Consider the following 16,785-nt stretch of genomic DNA (forward strand, 5'->3'; position numbering starts at 1 on the left):
CCGATACGGGCGCGCAGACCTGCTCCTGGTGGCCTCCGACGGTGTCGTGGACGTCCGGCGTCCTGCCGCGGCGGCCGGTGTGACATGCGTGGTGCCGGCGTCCGCCCCGGCCCCGGCAGGTTTCCCCGTCCCCGCCGAGGACCGCGATCAGGCCGGTGCCGCCGCCGTTGACACGGTGTCACCTGCCGGCGGGTGCGTCACGGTGGGTGCCGGTGGGATTCGTCCGGGAGGCGGTGGGGCCCGGGGAAGGAGAGGGCGGACGGGAAGGAGAGGGCGAACGGCGGGACCAGGAGGTGGGTGTGGCCGCCGGAGGGAGCGCGGCGCAGCTGTGCGGCGCGGGGCCGCGGCCGGGTGTCCGGTCCGCTCGCGGCCCCGCGGGCAGGGGGTGTCGAGGACTGGTCACGATCCGCAGCAGCCGCCCGCGGACGGCTCGCCGCCGGCCGCCGCGGTGACGGACGGGGAGGCGGGGGTGGTGAGTCGGACGGGTTGCGGTGCGGGGGTGCAACAGCCACCGCTCTCCTCGGCCCCGGGGACGTCGAACAGCCCGGCGCCGCCGCAGACCCCGGTCTCGGGAAGGGTCAGTTCGACCTTGCCGGCGGCCTCCAGATCACCGGCGAGGGCGGCGGCGACGGAACGGACCTGCTCGTAGCCGGTCATGACGAGGAAAGTGGGAGCACGCCCGTAGGACTTCATGCCGACCAGGTAGATGTCCGCTTCAGGATGGGCCAGTTCACGGTAACCGTGAGGATAAACAGTGCCACAGGAATGCTGGTTGGGGTCGATCAGCGACGCAAGAGCAACCGGCGCCTGGAGGCGCTCGTCCAGGCCGAGGCGGACCTCGGACAGGAACGACAGGTCGGGGCGGAAGCCGGTCAGCACGATCACCTCGTCCACCGCGTCGAGACGGCGGCCGTCCTCGGCGCGCAGAACCAGGCGGCCGTCGCCGTCGCGCTCGATCGCCTCGGTGCGGAAGCCGGTGACCGCGTCGGCGTGGCCCGCCTCGACCGCGGCCTTCGCCGCGAGGCCGAGGGCGCCGCGGGCGGGGAGCTCGTCGGCGGCGCCGCCGCCGAAGGTGGCGCCGGAGATCCCGCGGCGCAGGATCCACACCGCCTTCGTGCCGGCCCCGTCGTCGGCCTCGGCCAGATCGGCGAGGTGAGCGAGCGCGGTGAAGGCCGAGGCGCCGGTGCCGATGACCGCTGTCCGCTTGCCCGCGAACCGGGCCCGGACGGCCGGGTCCTTCAGGTCGGGGACGCGGTAGGTGATGCGATCGGCGGCGGCGCGTTCGCCGAGGGCGGCAAGACCACTGCCGCCGGCAGGGCCGGGCGTGGCCCAGGTCCCGGAGGCGTCGATGACCGCGCGGGCGGACAGACGCTCCTCGCGGCCGTCGGTGTGCTCGACGTGGACGACGAACGGCTGCTCCTCGCGCTCCGCGTCCACGATCCGGTCACGGCCCGCCCGGGAGACTCCGGTGACCCGGGCGCCGGTGCGCACACGGTCACCGAGGACGTCGGCGAGGGGCTGCAGGTAGAGCCGGACCCAGTCGGCACCGGACGGGTAGGCGGCGGGGTCGGGGCGCGTCCAGCCGGTGGGGGCCAGGAGCTTCTCGGCGGCCGGGTCGACGACCTCGCCCCAGGTGGAGAACAGCCGCACGTGCGACCACTCTCGCACGGCCGCCCCGGCGAACGGGCCCGCCTCCAGCACCAGCGGCTCGATGCCGCGTCCCATGAGGTGTGCGGCGGCGGCCAGGCCCGAGGGCCCGGCTCCGATCACGACGACGGGCAGGTCGGCGGTGGCAGACGCGTTCACGATCGACTCCTCTTGTTTCGACATTCGTCGATGACTTGCGTCGCCAGCATGGCACTTGTATCGACGGTCGTCAACATAGACATTTATCGAATCCAGGGGGTCGCCGCGGAGGCACGCCGACGACACCGGAGCCGGCGGGCGGCTGGGGCCGGACAGCCCGCCGTCCGGCCGGCGCCCCCGCCCGCAGACGCCTCCCTCCACTCTGGTTCGATGTATGTCAACATAGACGCATGTCGAACACGAAGGCGCTGCCGTTGCCCGAGCCCGCCGAAGCGGCCGGGGCCGCGCAGCCGTGCTGCCCGCCGCTGACGGAACGCCCGTTCACCGCGCAGGAGGCCGAGACGGCCGCGCGGATGTTCAAGGCACTGGGCGACCCCGTACGGCTGCGTCTGTTCTCCGCCGTGGCCTCACACGAGGGCGGCGAGGCATGCGTGTGCGACATCTCCGACGTCGGCGTCTCCCAGCCGACCGTCTCCCACCACCTGAAGAAACTCAAAGAAGCCGGACTGCTCACCTCCGAGCGGCGCGGCACCTGGGTGTACTACCGGGTCGAGCCCTCGGTACTGGCCGCGACAGGTCGGCTGCTGACCATGACGCCGGCCACCGGCTGAGACCCGGCACCCCGTTTCCGCACAGAATGCCGCGATCTCCCTCACGGCGTCCCGGGCCGGCCGACGCCGGTGCGAGTGACGCAGGCGGAGCCGGTCCAGTCACCGTGACCGAGCAGGTGCAGGCGCGGCTCGCCGACCGCTCAGGGGCATCGGGGGCGGCGCGTCGTCGGTACAAGTGCGCGGCGCGCAAGGGTGGTTCCTCCCCCGCGGCGCCGCCCGTACGGGTTGCGCCTGCCCGCCGCCCCGGCGTGGACGGGGCGGCGGGCAGGCGGGGCTCAGGCGGTGGCGAGAGCTTCGTAGACGTGCCTGAGGTAGTCGTGCGTGCGCTGCGAGCCGAGGATCCCCTCGCCCATCCGGTTCATCGTGTAGGCGAACGTGATGCGCCGGTCGAGGTCCATCATGACGATCGAGCCGCCCCAGCCGACCCAGAAGCAGATCGTTCCGGTGGGCATGTGGGGCATCGTCCTGGGGTCGGCGAGCGCGTAGCCGATGCCCCAGCGCACGGGAACGCCCAGGAACAGGTCGACCCCGTCGGCCTGTACGTCGAAGATCTTGTCGACCGTGTCGGGGGACAGCAGCCGCACGCCGTTGGTCTCGCCGCGTCGTGAGATCACGGACAGGGCGCGGGCCAAGCCCCGTGCGTTGCCGTGTCCGTTGACGGCTCCGAGTTCGGCGCGGCGCCACCGCGGGGTGTCGACGTGCTCGTCTCGGGCGGGACTGCCGAGCAGCGTCCTGGTGAAGACAGCCTCGGGATCGAGGCCGGCCGGCGGCGCGGAGGGCGGCGACGACGACACCAGCGGGGCGATGCGCGGCCAGTCGGCCTCCCGCGCGCCGATCTGGACGTCGGCGTCCAGCGGCCCCGCGATCTCGGTGTCGACGAACTCGGTCAGGGTGCGGCCGCTGACCCGCCGGACGAGTTCGCCCACGAGCTGTCCCTGGGTCTGCATGTGGTAGCCCGAGGCGCTCCCCGGCTCCCACCAGGGCGCCTGGTCGGCCAGTCGGGCGCTCGCCGTCGGCCAGTCGTACAGGTCGTCCATGGTGAAGGGCTGCTGCCAGCCGGAGAGCCCCGAGGTGTGGGCCAGGACGTGCCGTACCTCGATGTCCTGCTTGCCCCGGGCGGCGAATTCGGGCCAGTAGTGGGCGACCGGGCGGTCGAGGTCCAGCGCTCCGCGCTCGACGAGGACGAGGGCCGCCAGGCTGCTGAGGGTCTTGGTGGTCGACCACAGGCCGACCACCGTGTCCCGGTGCCACGCGACGGTGCGTGGCTCGTCGGCGTGCCCGCCCCACAGGTCGACCTCCATGACGCCGTCGACGTCTATGGCGATCGACGCCCCCAGTTCCTCACCGGACGCGAGGTGCGCTGCCAGTGCCGCTCGGACCGGTTCGAACCGGGCCGTACTTGTTCCTTCGACGGTGACCATGACGTTCCCTACTGTGGACGGCGTTCGCTCGATCACTCAACGGGGTGAGGGGCGTCTTGGTTCACGCCGGTCCGCCGGGACTCCCACCGGGACTTCTGCCGGGACTCAGGACGCCGGGTCCGAACGGGCGCCGCGCCGCAGTACGCCGGCGCACCAGCCGATGACCGCGGCGTTGACCAGCGCCCCGAGGACGACGACGGCCACGACCGTCGCCAGGCCCCCCGGCAGGAGGAGCAGCACGAAGCTGGTCGGGGCGGTGGCGAGCAGCGGGAAGATGATCGCCATGGACTCCCCCGAGTCGTCTGTGACGGTCACCAGGATCGCCCACACGAACAGGGCGGCGCAGAGCGCGAGATAGGCCAGGGCGAAGGCGTTGCCGAGGGTGCGGCGCAGCCGGCGGGTCAGGGATCGGCGGGAATCGGTCACGGCGGGGAGGTCTCCTGGGTCGTGGCGGGCACGGTGGGCGTGGCGGATGTGGTGGACGTGGTGGGGGGGGCAGGGAGGGCGGGTGCCGGGGGGGTCCGGGCGGCCGGGGTCTCGGGTCGTCTGCACGGGGAGCGTTGTTGTTCCCCTCTCACGCGGTGGCGTGTTTGCGCAGGTCGGCACAAGGGGGCCGGGACCGGTCGGCCGCCGGTTCGTCCCGCTGCCGGGACAAGGCTATGGCCACAGGTGAGCGGCCCGGCCCCGGCTGGAGGCGGATTCCGTTCTCTTACCTGGGGTGCACAGGTGGCGGGGCCCGTCCGGTGGACGCCCGCAGGCGTTCTCCACCTCTGGTTGGACGCGGCAATCATCCGGCCGTGCGAGGAACACGCCGTGCCCCGGCCCTAGTCTCGAACACATCGGGAAAGCGGCCGGTCACCGGCTCCACCGGCGGTTCTGGCGCTCGGTGCCGTGCTTCGCCTCCCGCTCCGTCCCGCAGGCCGGCCACGCCTGCTCCCACAGCGGTCCAGGGGGATCTGCCATGTCCCAGCGCGTTGCCGTCCCGTCGCTCATCGGTGTCGCCGTCCTCGGCGCGGTGGCCGCCGGTGGGCCGGCCGTGGCCTCGACCGCCGCGGAACCGGCCCTGGAAGGCGGCTCGGCCCACCACGTCGCGCCGTCCGGGGGCAGCGCCGGCTCGCTCGCCCTCGCCGCCGACGTGCGGGACGACTCGGGCGTGCGGGGCCTGAAGGTCCTGGCGTGGCCCGCGCGTTCGAAGCTCGGCCCGGCCGAGGCTGAGCTGCGGCACGCGGACGACGCCACGTGCCGCGGGATCTCGGACGGCACCTCGCGCTGCACCTACGCGCTGAAGGTGACGCGGCAGGAGGCGGCCGGGCTGGAGCGGGGCGCCTGGTACGTCCCGGTGCCGGCGGTGGCCGAGGACGGGGACACGGTGTTCCTCCCGCGCGCCGCCGCGTTCGACGTCGGGCGCTGACCCGGCGCCGACGGGCGGCGCGGCCGCCGCCTCGCCGGCGGGTACCCGGCCGGGACTGTGCCGCGGACAGGGGGTGGGCCGTGCGGGTGCGGGTGGTAGGACAGTTGTGCGAGATGCGGGGAAAGCGGTGACGGTTGTGAGCCATGAGTTCGACTTCGAGTTGTTGGGTCCGCTGGTGGTGCGACGGGCGGGCGTGGTGCTGGATCCGGGGCGGCGCAGGCAGCGGCTGCTGGTGATCCGGCTGCTGCTCGCCGACGGTCGTACGGTCGCGTCCGAGACGCTGTGCGAGGAGCTGTGGCCGCAGCAGCCGGGACGGACACCGGGCGGGGCGACGGCCTCCCTGCACGCCCACGTCAGCAAGGTCCGCGCGGTCCTGGAGCCTCAGCACCTGCGCGGGCGGGGGACGTTCGAGGTGCTGGTCACCAGGCCCGGCGGCTACGCCCTGCGCGTCCCGTCCGAGTGCCGGGACACCGTGCGCTTCGAGCGGGCCGTGGCCCTGGGGCACCGGCTGCTGGACCAGGGGCGGCCCGCGGACGCGGTGCGGGAGGCCGGCCGGGCCCTGGAGATGTGGCGCGGTGCCGCGCTCGCCGACGCCGCGCACCACCTGTTCGCCGCTGCCGAAGCCGTACGCCTGGAGGAACTGCAGCAGACCACCCGGGAGATCCTCGCCACCGCCCTGCTGCTGAGCGGACGGACACCGCAAGCCCTGGCGGCGGCACAGGAACTGACGGTGCAGCACCCGCTGCGGGAGACCGGCTGGGCCCTGCTGCTGCGCGCCCTGTACCTGGCCGGTCGGCACCCCGAGGCGCTGCGGCGCTACGCGGATCTGCGCCGGCACCTCGCCGACGAACTCGGCCTCGATCCCAGCCCGCCACTGCGCGCCCTGCACGACGGCATCCTGCGCCACGACCTGCCGCCGCTGTCCCTGCCGGGCACGGCGAAGGCGGCAGGCCCGACGGCAGGCGCGGCCGGCACGGCAGGCACGGCAGGCGCGACCGACACAGCAGGCTCGGCAGGCGCGACCAGCAGCCGTGATCCGAGCGGATCGGCGGGATGCGGGGCACGGGAAGGGCAGGACGAAGCCGCGGCCCTCGGCGCGCGGCCCGTCGCCGCGGCCCACGGTGGCGTGGCTCGCGCGCCGGTCGCCGATGTGACGCCGTCCGGTGCGGGCGCCGGGGCATCCGCCGGCTCGGCGGACGTGTCCGGTGCGAGCGATGACCTTGCCGGGGGCGGCGGAAGCGGGTCGCCACGGGTGGCGCGACCGATGCAACTACCGGGTGATCTGACGGTGTTCGCCGGGCGGACGACCGAGAGCGCGTGGCTGTCCGCCGTGAGCGGTGCGCCCGGGCGGCCGGGACCGGCCGGTGCTCCCGTCGTCGTCATCGGCGGCGCCCCCGGTGTCGGCAAGACGACCTTCGCCGTCCACCACGCCCACCGGATCGCGTCCTTCTTCCCCGACGGACAGCTCTTCGTCAATCTGTGCGGGTTCCATCCGCACGCGCCCGCCGTGGAACCCGGCGACGCCCTGCACGGCTTCCTCACCGCTCTCGGTGTCCCCGCCCAGCGCATCCCCGAGGGCACCGCCGAGCGCGGCACACTGTTCCGCAGCCTCCTGGCCGGCCGACGCGTCCTGCTCGTCCTGGACAACGCCCGCGACGAGCAACAGGTCCGCCCCCTGCTGCCCGCGGGAACCGGCTGCCTCACCCTGGTCACCAGCCGCAACCAGCTCGCCGGCCTGATCGCGACCGACGGGGCCAAGCCCCTCACCCTCCCCCTGCCCTCACCGGCCGAGGCCCACCGGACACTCGAACGACGCCTGGGGGCGCAGCGCCTGGCCGCCGAACCCGCCGCCGCGGCAGACATCGTCCGCCTGTGCGGACGGCTGCCCCTGGCGCTCGCCGTGGTCGCCGCCCGCGCCGAACTCGACCCCGCCTTCCCCCTCCACGCCATCGCCGACGACCTGCGTGACGCCCACGGCGGCCTGGACGCGTTCACCGGCTTCGACACCGCCACCGACGTGCGGGCGGTGTTCTCCTGGTCCTACCGGTCCCTGGAGGAGCCCGCCGCCCGCCTCTTCCGTCTCCTCGCCCTCCACCCCGGACCCCACATCACCGCCCCGGCCGCCGCCGGCCTCGCCGGGCTTCCTCTCCCCCAGACTCGCCGACTGCTCGACCGGCTGACCCGTTCCTGCCTCGTCGAACAACCCCGGCCCGGCCGGTTCACCCTCCACGACCTGCTGCGCGTCTACGCCGGCGAACTCACCCACACCCACGACGACGCCGGTGAGCGCCGGGCGGCCACCCTCCGGGTCCTGGACCAGTACCTGTTCACGGCCCACGGAGGCAACCTGCTGCTCAAGCAGGCCTCATCGCCCGAACTCGACCTCGGCTCCCCCCGCGCGGGCGTCGTCCCGGAGACCTTCGCCGACGTGGAACAGGCGAACCGGTGGTTCACGGCCGAACACCGGGTCCTGGCCGCCCTGCTGCACACCGCCGTCAGCCAGGAGCTGGACCACCACGTCACCGGACTGGCCTGGTCGCTGATGGAGTACCTGAACCGCCAGGAATACTGGCCGGAGGCCATCACCGCGCTGACCCCCGCCCTGGACGTGGCCCGGCGCCGGGGCGACCGCCTCGAGGAAGGCCGCTGCCTGCGCCACATCGGCAGCATCCACGGCTACCTCGGCCACCGGGAACAGGCCCTGGACCACCTGCGACGCGCCACCACGATCTTCGAAGAACTCGACGCGGTCGCCGACCAGGCCCGCGCCCACTACGGCACGGCGTGTGCGCTGTATCTTTTCGGCCGGATCCCGGAGGCCGTGGCGTTCTCCGAGCGAGGGCTCGCGCTGTCGCGGGCGGCGGGGGACGAGCTGTGGACGGCCGAATGCCTCAACGAGCTCGCCTGGTTCCACTCCAACCTGGGGCATCTCGAAAAAAGCCTCGTGTACAGCGAGGAGGCCCTCGCCATGTTCGAGGGCCTGGACGCGCCGTGGCAGCGGGCCCAGAGCTGGGACTGTCTGGGCTACGCCCTCCGGCAGCTCGGCCGGTACGAGGAGTCGGTGGCCACCTACCGGCGGGCGATGAAGGCGTTCGGGGAACTGGGGGACCACAGGAACGCCGTCGGCGTGCTGATGCGCCTGGGCGACACCCGCCTGGCCATGGGCGACCGGGAGGCCGCCCGCGCGCACTGGGTCCGCGCGCTCGCCGACGCCGAACAGCGGGCGCTGTCCCCCAGCGCCCAGCAGGTCCGGGACCGGCTCGCCGCCCTGGACACCGAAGCGGACCCCGCGCCCGTCGCGCCGGAGAGGGCCGTCGGCAACCACCGGCTCCCGGTTCCGACGCGTGCTGATGCCGCCCGCGAGCTCCGTCCCTCGGTGCGGGGTTAGGGCGTTCCTTTCGGATCGTGCCGGGCCGGGCGGCAGCGGCGGGCCCGTGCGGCGTCGGCGGGCCCGTGCGGCGGCCGGCCGCGCACTCCCCGAAGAGGTGCGGGCGGCGGCCACCGCCGGGCCCGCCGCGGCCGTCACCGGCGGCAGGAAACCGGCCGGGCGCCGGTCACTTGGCGAGGAAGGCGAGCAGGGCGTCGGTGACCTCCTGGGCGTGCGTCCACAGCAGGCCGTGCGGGGCGCCCTCGACGACGACGTACTCGGCGTGCGGGAGTGCCCGGCGGAACGGCTCGGCGGTGGCCTCGATCGGCAGGATGCGGTCGGCGGTGCCGTGCAGGATCAGGGCGGGTACGTCGATCTTGGGAAGGTCGGCGCGGAAGTCGGTGGTCCAGGTCGCCACGCAGGCCAGGGAGGCGTACCAGGAGGCGCCGGCGGCGACGTCGAAGCTGTGACGGACGGCTTCCTCGCCGATCCGGGTGCCGAGGTTCTCGTCCAGGTTGTAGAAGTCCTGGTAGAACGCGGTGAAGTAGGCGTAGCGGTCGGCGGTGACGGCCTGCTCGATGCCCTCGAAGACGGTGCCGTCGACGCCCTCGGGGTTGTCGTCGGTCTTGAGGAGGAAGGGTTCCAGGGAGGCCAGGAAGGCGGCCTTGGCGATGCGGGCGGAGCCGTGGGTGCCCAGGTAGCGGCCGACTTCGCCGGTGCCCATGGAGAAGCCGACCAGGACCGCGTCGTGCAGGTCGAGGGTCTCCAGGAGGGTGTGCAGGTCGGTGGCAAAGGTGTCGTAGTCGTAGCCGGTGGTGGGCCGGCTGGAGCGGCCGAAACCGCGCCGGTCGTAGGTGATGACGCGGTAGCCGGCCCGCAGCAGGGCGGCGGCCTGCTTCTCCCAGGAGTGACCGTCCAGCGGGTAGCCGTGGATGAGTACGACCGGCTGCCCGCTGCCGTGGTCCTCGTAGTACAGCTCGATCGGGGTGGAGTTCTCCTGGCCGACGGTGATGAACGCCATGGTGGGTTGCTGCCTTTCTGACGGGAGTTGATGCGGGAGGTGTGTGCGATCGGGTGTGGTGCGGGTCAGCGGACCGTGCGGGCCGCCTGCTCGACGATGCGGGTGACGGCCTCGGGGCGGGAGACGGACACCGCGTGGGAGGCGTCGATCGTGGTGGTGCGGGCGTGGGCCCGCTGCGACATGAAGCGCTGGGCGGCCACGGGGATGTTGAGGTCCTCGGTGGTGACCAGCGACCAGGAGGGGATCGTCTTCCAGGCGGCCTGTGTGGAGGGCTCCTCCAGCGCGGCGGCGGCGATCGGGCGCTGCCCGGCGGCCATCAGCCGGGCCTGGTCCGCGGGGACGTCCGCGGCGAACTGCCGGCGGAACGCGTCCGGCTTGATGTGTACGTCGGCGCCCAGACTGCCGTCGGGCAGCGTGTAGTTCACCGACTCGACCGCCTGGCCGAGGGTGCTGCCGGGGAACTTGTTCGTCAGCCCCAGCGAACTCTCCCCCGCCTCGGGGAGGAACGCCGCGATGTAGACCAGCGCCTTGACCTTGTCCTCCAGGCCGGCGGCGGCCTGGCTGATGACGGTGCCGCCGTAGGAGTGGCCCACCAGGACCACCGGCCCGTCGATGTGCTCCACGACGCTGCGCAGGTAGGCGGCATCGGTGGCCGGGCCGCGCAGTGGGTTGGCCGCGGCCACCACCGGATATCCGGCGCGCTGCAGGCGCCGCACGACCCCGTCCCAGCTGGAGGCGTCGGCGAACGCCCCGTGCTCCAGCACGATCGTCGGCCGCTCCTGGTGGCGGGGCGCGGCACCGGCCACGCCGGGAAGGGTGACGGCCGTGGCGGCCAGGCCCGCGGCCGCGGCCGCGGTGACACCGAGCAGGGCGAGCCGGCGGCTCGGGCGGGACAGGCGGGGCAGGCGGGGCAGGCGGGTGAAGTGCATGGTGAACGTCCTTTGGATGGTGGTGCTGTTCGGATGGGGCCGGTGAAACCCGCTCGGCGAGGTCCGCCGGCCCGTCGAAGGTGCGGGGAGGGCCGGCCCTCGCACCGGGGCTGCGCGGCGCCGGTGCGAGGGCGTCGTCGCGGACGCGGCGGTCAGCGGATCTGCAGGATGTACAGCGTCGCGTCGAGCCCCTCGACGTCGACGATGCTCGACCACTTGGGCATGGTCCTCACCTGGTCGCCCAGAATCATCTCGACGGCGTTGTTGCCGGAGGTGATCCGCGAGACGTCGGGGAGCTGGCGGGCGATGACACCCGCGTTGGCGAAGCACGCGGTCCGGCCGCCGTCGTACCAGACCTTGACGAAGTCGGTCCGGTCGCCGCAGCCGGTCTGATCGGTGGCGGCGGCCGGGAGGGCGGGCAGCAGGGCCGTCATGGCTCCCGCCGCCACGACGAGCGCGATACGTGAGATGGAGCGCTTCATGGGTGGGGCTTTCCTTCCGTGGTGGTGCGGTGCTGCGGAGCAGCCCCGTTGACGGCCGGCCGTCCCCCAGCGCGGTGCGCACGAGGGGGTCGGCCGGTGATGCAGGAGGTGGACGGGTGGGTGACCCGGTCCGTGGCCGGCCGCCGCGCGCCGGGGCGCGGAGGCGGCGGAACGAGGGGTGTCGTCCGGCCCGCTCGACGGGCGCGACGATCTGCGAGGGACTGGCCCGTGCCGCCGCCCGGAGGGGGCGGCGGCACGGGTTTCGCGTCCGGTCGTCAGGGGGTTCGGACCGGCCGCTCGAGGTGCCCCGTGTACGAAGCGGAGCACTCACCGCAAGGAACGGTGGCGGGCGGCGGTCGGTTCACGGCTCGCGGAAGTTTTCCGGGGCGATCCGCGGTGAACCGTGCGGGTCCTCAAGGCGTTCGCGGCCCGTGCCCGGTCTCCGGGGCGGCCGAGGGGTTCGCCCCGGTCGCATCGCGGGTCGGCGCCGCCGGATGCGCCGGCTCCCTCCCCCTCCGGTCGACGGACATCTCCGTTCGGCGGCGGGGTGCCGGGCGCGACGCCGGTGTGACGTGTCCGGGGGCGCGACAAGAAGACGACAAGGTTTGGCCAAGGCGATCCGGAGAGTGTTGGCCCGCTGTCCCGCCCGTGCGGGAGAGCGGGCCACAGAACACCTGAACAGGATTGAGCGCCACTCATGAACGGGACCTTGGTGGCGGGGGTCGCCACCCTCGCTCCAGCCGGGGCACATGCCCGGCACGTCGCGTCGGACGCCGACTGCGACGCCTTCCTCCGAGACATCTACGAGCGGTACGGGCCCTTGCTCGTCCGGTACGCCGCGCGGCTGCTGGACGGTGACTGGCACAAGGCGGAGGACATCTTCCAGGAGACGGCGGCCCGTGCCTGGAAGCACGCCGGGTTCCTCGGCGCCCGCGGCGAGCACCTGCGGCCGTGGTTGTTCACGGTGGCCAGGAACCTGGTCGTCGACCACCACCGGGCCCGGCAGATCCGGCCGGTGGAGCTGATGCCGGTGGAGGACCTGGACGCCTCCTGCGACGGCACCGACTCCGCCCTGACCTCCCATGTGGTGCTGGAGGCGCTGCGGGAGCTGAACGAGCAGCAGCGGACCGTCATCCGGCTCATGTACTACCTGGAGTGCAGCGTGGCCCAGGCGGCCGGGCACCTCGGCATCCCGCCCGGCACCGTCAAGAGCCGCGCCTTCTACGCCGTACGGGCCCTGCGCAAGGCGCTGGAGCAGCGGGGCGTGGCCGGCGGGTAGCCGGGGTGCGGTCGCAGCACGGCAAGGCGGGGGTCCGGGCCGGACCCGGCCGCCCCGCCCGCGTCGAGGGCTCAGCCGCCCCGCCCGCGTGGGGGGGGCGCAGAAGATGCCGCGGGGGCACGGTGCGACAGTGCGGGTTCGGCTCGGGACCGGTCGGTGAAGCCGGTTCGGGTCGGCGGTCGTCGGGCCGGTGGCCACGAGGTCGCCGACGGGATCTCGTACCGGTTGCGCACCGGTTGCGCACCGGGCCGCCGTGGCGGGATGTCCGTACACGCCGCAGACGGTGGAAAGCGTGCGCCGGGCGGCGCGGTCGGCGGGCGGCGGAGGGGCGAGTCCCCCGCCGCACGGGTCGGGCCCGGTCCACCGTGCGGTGGGCCGGGCCTGACCGGTGTCGGGTGCCGGTCAGCCCCAGACGCCGGCGATCTGCTTGGTGGTGATGTTCAGGCGGTTGAAGAAGTTGGTCAGGGCGACCATCAGGGTGAGGGCGGCGAGGCCCTTGTCGTCGTAGTGGGCGGCGGCACGCTCCCAGACGTCGTCCGGCACCGGGTCGCTGCGGTCCGCGAGGCGGGTGGCGGCCTCGGCCAGCTCCAGCGCGGCCCGCTCGGCGTCGGTGAAGTAGGACGTCTCGCGCCAGGCGGCGACGGCGAACAGGCGCTCCTCGGTCTCACCGGCCTTGCGGGCGCCGCGGGCACCGGAGTCCACGCAGGGGCTGCAGCCGTTGATCTGGCTCGCGCGCAGGTGGACCAGGTCGAGGGTCGTCCTGGAGACGCCGCCGGAGTAGATGGCCTTGTACATCTCCTGGATGGGCTGCGTGGCCCCGAGGATCACCGCCGGGTTCTGCAGGCGCGTTTCCATGGTCGTTCCTCTCGTCGATCAATATCCGACGCCGCCGGCAGGCGGGGTCACTTCCATGACGAACGGGGGCGGGTGAGTGTGACAGGGCAGGCCGGCGGGGTGTGCCGGCCGTGCCGCGCGGTGGGTGGGAGGGCGCCGCGCCGCGGGGGATTCGGCACGGCGCCCCTTTTTCTCCGTCCGGTTTTTTCTCCGTCCGGCGCGTCGGCCAGGCGCCGACGTCGACGCGGGCGGTCGGTGAGGGACGCTCGCTTCGCGGCGGCGCCTCGTCCTCGGGGTGGCCCGGGCGCCAGATGCGCGCTCCGATGCCGAGGCAGAGGGCGGGGACAGCAGGCTGCGCACCCGGAGGTGTCCAGGAGGATGCCGATCGCGATGGGCAGGCCCTGCTGCAGCGAGGCTGCGGTGGGGGTGGCGGCCAGGACGCAGAAGGTGGCCGCCAGGACGACGCCTGCGGAGGTGATGACCCCGCCGGTGACGGTGAGGCCGTGGAGAATGCGTCGTGGTCTGCGACCGCATCCCGTCACACGTGGATGGTCCCGTTCGTCAACGCTGTGAAGGCCGGCGGCGCCAAGATGCGACAGGCGCGGGTCACACATCGACCGGGACCGAAGGGGACGACGGTGGTCATGCAGGAGAACGAACGCCTGGCACGCACGTTCGAGGAGAAGCGTCCGCGGCTGCACGCCGTGGCGCATCGCATGCTCGGTTCGACCGACGAGGCCGAGGACGCGGTGCAGGAGGCGTGGATCCGGCTGCACCGCAGCGACACCGACTCCGTGGAGAACCTCGACGGCTGGCTCACCACGGTCGTGGGCCGGGTCTGTCTGGACATCCTGCGGGCCCGCAACCGCCGTGCGGAGTTCTTCGAGGAGCACGCCGGCCCCTCGGCCGGGCCCCGCTCGCAGGAGGGGGCGGACCCGGAGCAGGCGGCCCTGCTGGCGGACTCCGTCGGTCTGGCGCTGATGGTGGTGCTGGACACGCTCGATCCGGACGAGCGGCTCGCCTTCGTCCTGCACGACACGTTCGCCGTACCGTTCGCCGACATCGCCTCGATCATCGGGCGCAGCCCGGCGGCCACCCGCCAGTTGGCCAGCCGGGCCCGCCGGCGGGTGCACGGGGCCTCTCCGCTGCCGGACCTGCGGCGTCAGCACAAGATCGTGGACGCGTTCCTGACCGCCGCGCGCAACGGCGAGTTCGAGCGCCTTCTGGCACTGCTGGCCCCGGACGCCGCGATGCGGGCCGACGAGACGGCGGTGCGTATCGGTGCGGCTCCGCTCACCCAGGGCGCCCGGGACGTGGCGAGTGTGTTCTCCGGCGGCGCGGAGGCGGCCCGGATCGCGCTGGTCGACGGGTCGGTGGGAGCGGTGTGGCAGTCGAAGGTGCGGCCGATCGTGGTGTTCCGCTTCACCCTGGAGGGCGAGCAGATCACCGCGATCGACCTGGTGGCCGAGCCCGAGCGGCTGCGGGAGCTGGACGTGGTGGTCCTCGACGGCTGAGACCCGCCGCCGGGGGCCGCTGCCTGGGGCGGGGTCGGGGGGCAGGCACTCCTCCAGGAACGCCAGGGCCCGCAGGTGGTAGGCGCGGGCCGCCCGGCCCAGGCCGATGCGGTGCCCGGCGTCCGGCGTCCGGCGTCCGGCGTCCGGCTGACGTTCGACCAGGGGAGGTGATGAACTCCCCTGCCAGGAAAGCGAGTTCGGCACCCTCGTGCCGCCACCAGCGTTCGTGCTCGGCGAAGGTCTCGACGTGGGCGCGGACCTTGCGGTGGGAGGCGTCGTGTTCCTCTTCCCAGGGCGGCAGTTCCTCGTTCTTGTGCCGGCGGTCGTGCGGGGTGGTCAGGCCGGTGCCCCGGTAGCCGCCGTCGGCGATCACCGTGGGGTGGTGCAACTTGCTGTGCCACGCTCCGGCCATCGACCGAGGTCACCCGGTCAGGGTGACGCGGCACTCCGTGCGACGGCACACCATGAGTAGCCGGGGCCCGGCGAGACAACGTCTGCGAAAGGTACGCCCATGCAATACGAGATCCGCATCGACGGGCAGATGTCGAGGGCGATGACCGAGGCGTTCCCGGAGCTGGAGAGCCGCATCCTCTCCGGGCAGACTCTGCTGTTCGGCCCGGTCACCGACGAGGCGCATCTCTACGGACTGCTCACACGGTTCCAGTCGCTGGGCCTTCAGGTGGTGGAGATGCGCAGGACCGCTCCCTGATGCACGAGGACTTATCCGGTATGTACGAGGACTTGTCCGGTGCGACCGCCAACCCGCCACGGCGCGTCTGCCGCGGCAGCGGGCCCGCTTGCGTCACCGCGGGAGTTCAGGAGTCACAGAAAAACCGCATACGCTCGGCGCTGCGGTCGTAGCGCGGGAGGTACGCACCTCACGGATGCCACCAGCGTGGTGCAGAGTGGTCCACGCGTTCACCGCACGTTGTGTTTGCGCAGGTGGCCGGCACCTACCGCGTGACTGGACGAGATGTCGGCGTGCCATCGAACCGACCGGCAGGTCGTCAACGGGATGGTCCACGGGATCCGCGCCGGCCGCCCGGGGCGCCGTACGCCTCAGGACGTTTTCGTGGCGGGCCGCTTCCCGCTCCGGCGTCCTTCGGATCCGGTGCCGCTCTGCCCCGGCTCCGCGGGCACGCTCTTTCGCGCGGTGGCCTCATCCGTGTCCGGGGCCGTCTTCGACGGCTTCGTCCGGGGCGTGACGGTCGGCCACTTGAGCTCGATCTCGAGCTCGATCTCCCCGTCACCGATTTCGACCTCGATCTCGCCGCGGAGGTCGTCGGGGACTCGTAGGCTCAGCGTTCCCGAGCCGAATTCCAGTTCGGCGTCTCCGCCCTCCCTCAGCGCGGCTGCGATTGCCGCGAGCTGGTCGGCCGCCTCACGGCGGGACAGCGAGCGCTTCTGCTCGAACTTGAGATCCTTCATGAGCGTCTCCGATCCGGGTGCGGCCCGGGTGCCGGACCGCACATCGAGGCCTTCCCCGGCCTCATCCCTCCGACGGGCTGGGGGCGGTGCACAGTGCCCAGATCACGAAGCCGTTGATCGCGATCAGGACGATGGCCCAGAACGGCGCGTAGGGAATCCACAGGAAGTTCGCGAGCATGGCCAGGCCGGCCACTCCCACGCCGACGACCCTGGCCCAGGTGGCCCCCTGGAACAGGGCCGCACCGGCGAGTGTGATGACCACGCCCACGATCAGGTGGATCCAGCCCCATGAGGTGAGATCGAATGAATACGCGTAGTTGCGGGTGGTGACGAATATGTCGTCCTCGGCGATGGCGGCGATGCCCTCGAAGATCATCATCAGACCGCCGAAGACCATCAGGACGGCGGCGAAGACGAGCCAGCCACTCCCGGCACCGGCCCTCTCCGCACTCCGTGCCGCCGCACCCGAGCGGGCCCCGCTCACATGACTGGCCATTACTGACTCCTTCGTTTCGCAGTGCCCGTGCAACCGAGCGTCCGCGTTCGGCAGTTCGGGCTACTTCCCATCCTCGGACCACCGGGGCCCCGTCGCACCTCGGGGTGTCCGGCCGGCAGTGATGGTGAGCAGTTCAGAGTCCTTCTGCGCAGAACAGGACAATGCGTCGCGGACGGTTTCGACGGG

Annotated in this window: 16 protein-coding genes and 1 pseudogene; 6 read left to right on the forward strand and 11 right to left on the reverse strand. The window is 73.0% G+C overall.

Translation table 11 applies throughout. The features are described 5' to 3' along the window. Nucleotides 1-399 precede the first annotated feature (399 nt). Nucleotides 400-1,806: an NAD(P)-binding domain-containing protein gene (locus tag ACH4N1_RS34285; protein WP_398104334.1), complete on the reverse strand. Its 1,407-nt coding sequence runs from the start codon at nucleotides 1,804-1,806 to the stop codon at nucleotides 400-402. 230 nt (nucleotides 1,807-2,036) lie between these two features. On the opposite strand from ACH4N1_RS34285, the gene ACH4N1_RS34290 reads away from it, so the two are divergent. Further along, nucleotides 2,037-2,417 carry an ArsR/SmtB family transcription factor gene (locus ACH4N1_RS34290; RefSeq protein ID WP_398104336.1) on the forward strand — a complete coding sequence of 127 codons (381 nt, stop codon included), beginning with the start codon at nucleotides 2,037-2,039 and terminating at the stop codon, nucleotides 2,415-2,417. A gap of 275 nt (nucleotides 2,418-2,692) precedes the next feature. Here ACH4N1_RS34290 and ACH4N1_RS34295 read toward each other — a convergent pair whose 3' ends face one another. Continuing rightward, nucleotides 2,693-3,838 (reverse strand): serine hydrolase domain-containing protein, encoded by a 1,146-nt coding sequence (locus tag ACH4N1_RS34295; RefSeq protein WP_398104338.1) that lies wholly within the window; start codon nucleotides 3,836-3,838, stop codon nucleotides 2,693-2,695. A gap of 105 nt (nucleotides 3,839-3,943) precedes the next feature. Further along, complete coding sequence (locus ACH4N1_RS34300; RefSeq protein WP_398104340.1) at nucleotides 3,944-4,264, reverse strand: SCO4225 family membrane protein; 321 nt, start codon at nucleotides 4,262-4,264, stop codon at nucleotides 3,944-3,946. A gap of 535 nt (nucleotides 4,265-4,799) precedes the next feature. Between ACH4N1_RS34300 and ACH4N1_RS34305 the strand changes: the two genes are divergently transcribed. Both ACH4N1_RS34305 and ACH4N1_RS34310 read left to right on the forward strand, forming a co-directional pair. Next, the gene (locus ACH4N1_RS34305) at nucleotides 4,800-5,249 is read left to right on the forward strand and encodes a DUF5707 domain-containing protein (protein ID WP_398104342.1); all 450 of its coding nucleotides are present in this window, start codon (nucleotides 4,800-4,802) and stop codon (nucleotides 5,247-5,249) included. A 136-nt stretch (nucleotides 5,250-5,385) separates the two neighbouring features. Further along, nucleotides 5,386-8,637 (forward strand): BTAD domain-containing putative transcriptional regulator, encoded by a 3,252-nt coding sequence (locus ACH4N1_RS34310; protein WP_398104344.1) that lies wholly within the window; start codon nucleotides 5,386-5,388, stop codon nucleotides 8,635-8,637. A 166-nt stretch (nucleotides 8,638-8,803) separates the two neighbouring features. Here ACH4N1_RS34310 and ACH4N1_RS34315 read toward each other — a convergent pair whose 3' ends face one another. From ACH4N1_RS34315 to ACH4N1_RS34325, 3 genes are all read right to left on the reverse strand, one after another. Next, a complete protein-coding gene (locus tag ACH4N1_RS34315) occupies nucleotides 8,804-9,637 on the reverse strand; it encodes an alpha/beta fold hydrolase (protein ID WP_398104345.1) in 834 nt (277 codons plus the stop codon). Between the two features lie 65 nt (nucleotides 9,638-9,702). After that, entirely contained in the window at nucleotides 9,703-10,566 is an 864-nt protein-coding gene (locus tag ACH4N1_RS34320) for an alpha/beta fold hydrolase (protein WP_398104347.1), read from the reverse strand. Between the two features lie 152 nt (nucleotides 10,567-10,718). Then, nucleotides 10,719-11,048 (reverse strand): beta/gamma crystallin domain-containing protein, encoded by a 330-nt coding sequence (locus ACH4N1_RS34325; RefSeq protein WP_398104349.1) that lies wholly within the window; start codon nucleotides 11,046-11,048, stop codon nucleotides 10,719-10,721. Between the two features lie 697 nt (nucleotides 11,049-11,745). On the opposite strand from ACH4N1_RS34325, the gene ACH4N1_RS34330 reads away from it, so the two are divergent. After that, nucleotides 11,746-12,327, forward strand: coding sequence for a sigma-70 family RNA polymerase sigma factor (locus ACH4N1_RS34330; RefSeq protein WP_398104351.1), 582 nt, complete (start codon nucleotides 11,746-11,748; stop codon nucleotides 12,325-12,327). Between the two features lie 402 nt (nucleotides 12,328-12,729). Here ACH4N1_RS34330 and ACH4N1_RS34335 read toward each other — a convergent pair whose 3' ends face one another. Then, nucleotides 12,730-13,182, reverse strand: coding sequence for a carboxymuconolactone decarboxylase family protein (locus ACH4N1_RS34335; protein WP_398104353.1), 453 nt, complete (start codon nucleotides 13,180-13,182; stop codon nucleotides 12,730-12,732). Between the two features lie 47 nt (nucleotides 13,183-13,229). After that, complete coding sequence (locus tag ACH4N1_RS34340; RefSeq protein WP_398104355.1) at nucleotides 13,230-13,874, reverse strand: MMPL family transporter; 645 nt, start codon at nucleotides 13,872-13,874, stop codon at nucleotides 13,230-13,232. Between ACH4N1_RS34340 and ACH4N1_RS34345 the strand changes: the two genes are divergently transcribed. After that, nucleotides 13,806-14,675, forward strand: a complete 870-nt coding sequence (locus ACH4N1_RS34345; RefSeq protein WP_398104357.1) for a sigma-70 family RNA polymerase sigma factor — start codon at nucleotides 13,806-13,808, stop codon at nucleotides 14,673-14,675. The two genes, ACH4N1_RS34340 and ACH4N1_RS34345, sit on opposite strands and share 69 nt — an antisense overlap. A gap of 167 nt (nucleotides 14,676-14,842) precedes the next feature. Here ACH4N1_RS34345 and ACH4N1_RS34350 read toward each other — a convergent pair. Next, nucleotides 14,843-15,051: pseudogene (locus ACH4N1_RS34350) on the reverse strand (IS5/IS1182 family transposase); the annotation flags it as partial. A gap of 135 nt (nucleotides 15,052-15,186) precedes the next feature. Here ACH4N1_RS34350 and ACH4N1_RS34355 point away from each other — a divergent pair. Beyond that, the gene (locus ACH4N1_RS34355; protein ID WP_398104359.1) at nucleotides 15,187-15,384 is read left to right on the forward strand and encodes a hypothetical protein; all 198 of its coding nucleotides are present in this window, start codon (nucleotides 15,187-15,189) and stop codon (nucleotides 15,382-15,384) included. Nucleotides 15,385-15,734: 350 nt separating this feature from the next. On the opposite strand, the gene ACH4N1_RS34360 is transcribed toward ACH4N1_RS34355, so the two are convergent. Both ACH4N1_RS34360 and ACH4N1_RS34365 read right to left on the reverse strand, forming a co-directional pair. Then, a complete protein-coding gene (locus ACH4N1_RS34360; RefSeq protein ID WP_398104361.1) occupies nucleotides 15,735-16,103 on the reverse strand; it encodes an amphi-Trp domain-containing protein in 369 nt (122 codons plus the stop codon). 61 nt (nucleotides 16,104-16,164) lie between these two features. Then, nucleotides 16,165-16,599 carry a hypothetical protein gene (locus ACH4N1_RS34365; RefSeq protein ID WP_398104363.1) on the reverse strand — a complete coding sequence of 145 codons (435 nt, stop codon included), beginning with the start codon at nucleotides 16,597-16,599 and terminating at the stop codon, nucleotides 16,165-16,167. Between the last annotated feature and the right edge of the window lie 186 nt (nucleotides 16,600-16,785).

The organism is Streptomyces sp. NPDC017202, from assembly GCF_044331705.1.
In the GTDB taxonomy this organism is placed as follows: Bacteria; Actinomycetota; Actinomycetes; order Streptomycetales; family Streptomycetaceae; genus Streptomyces.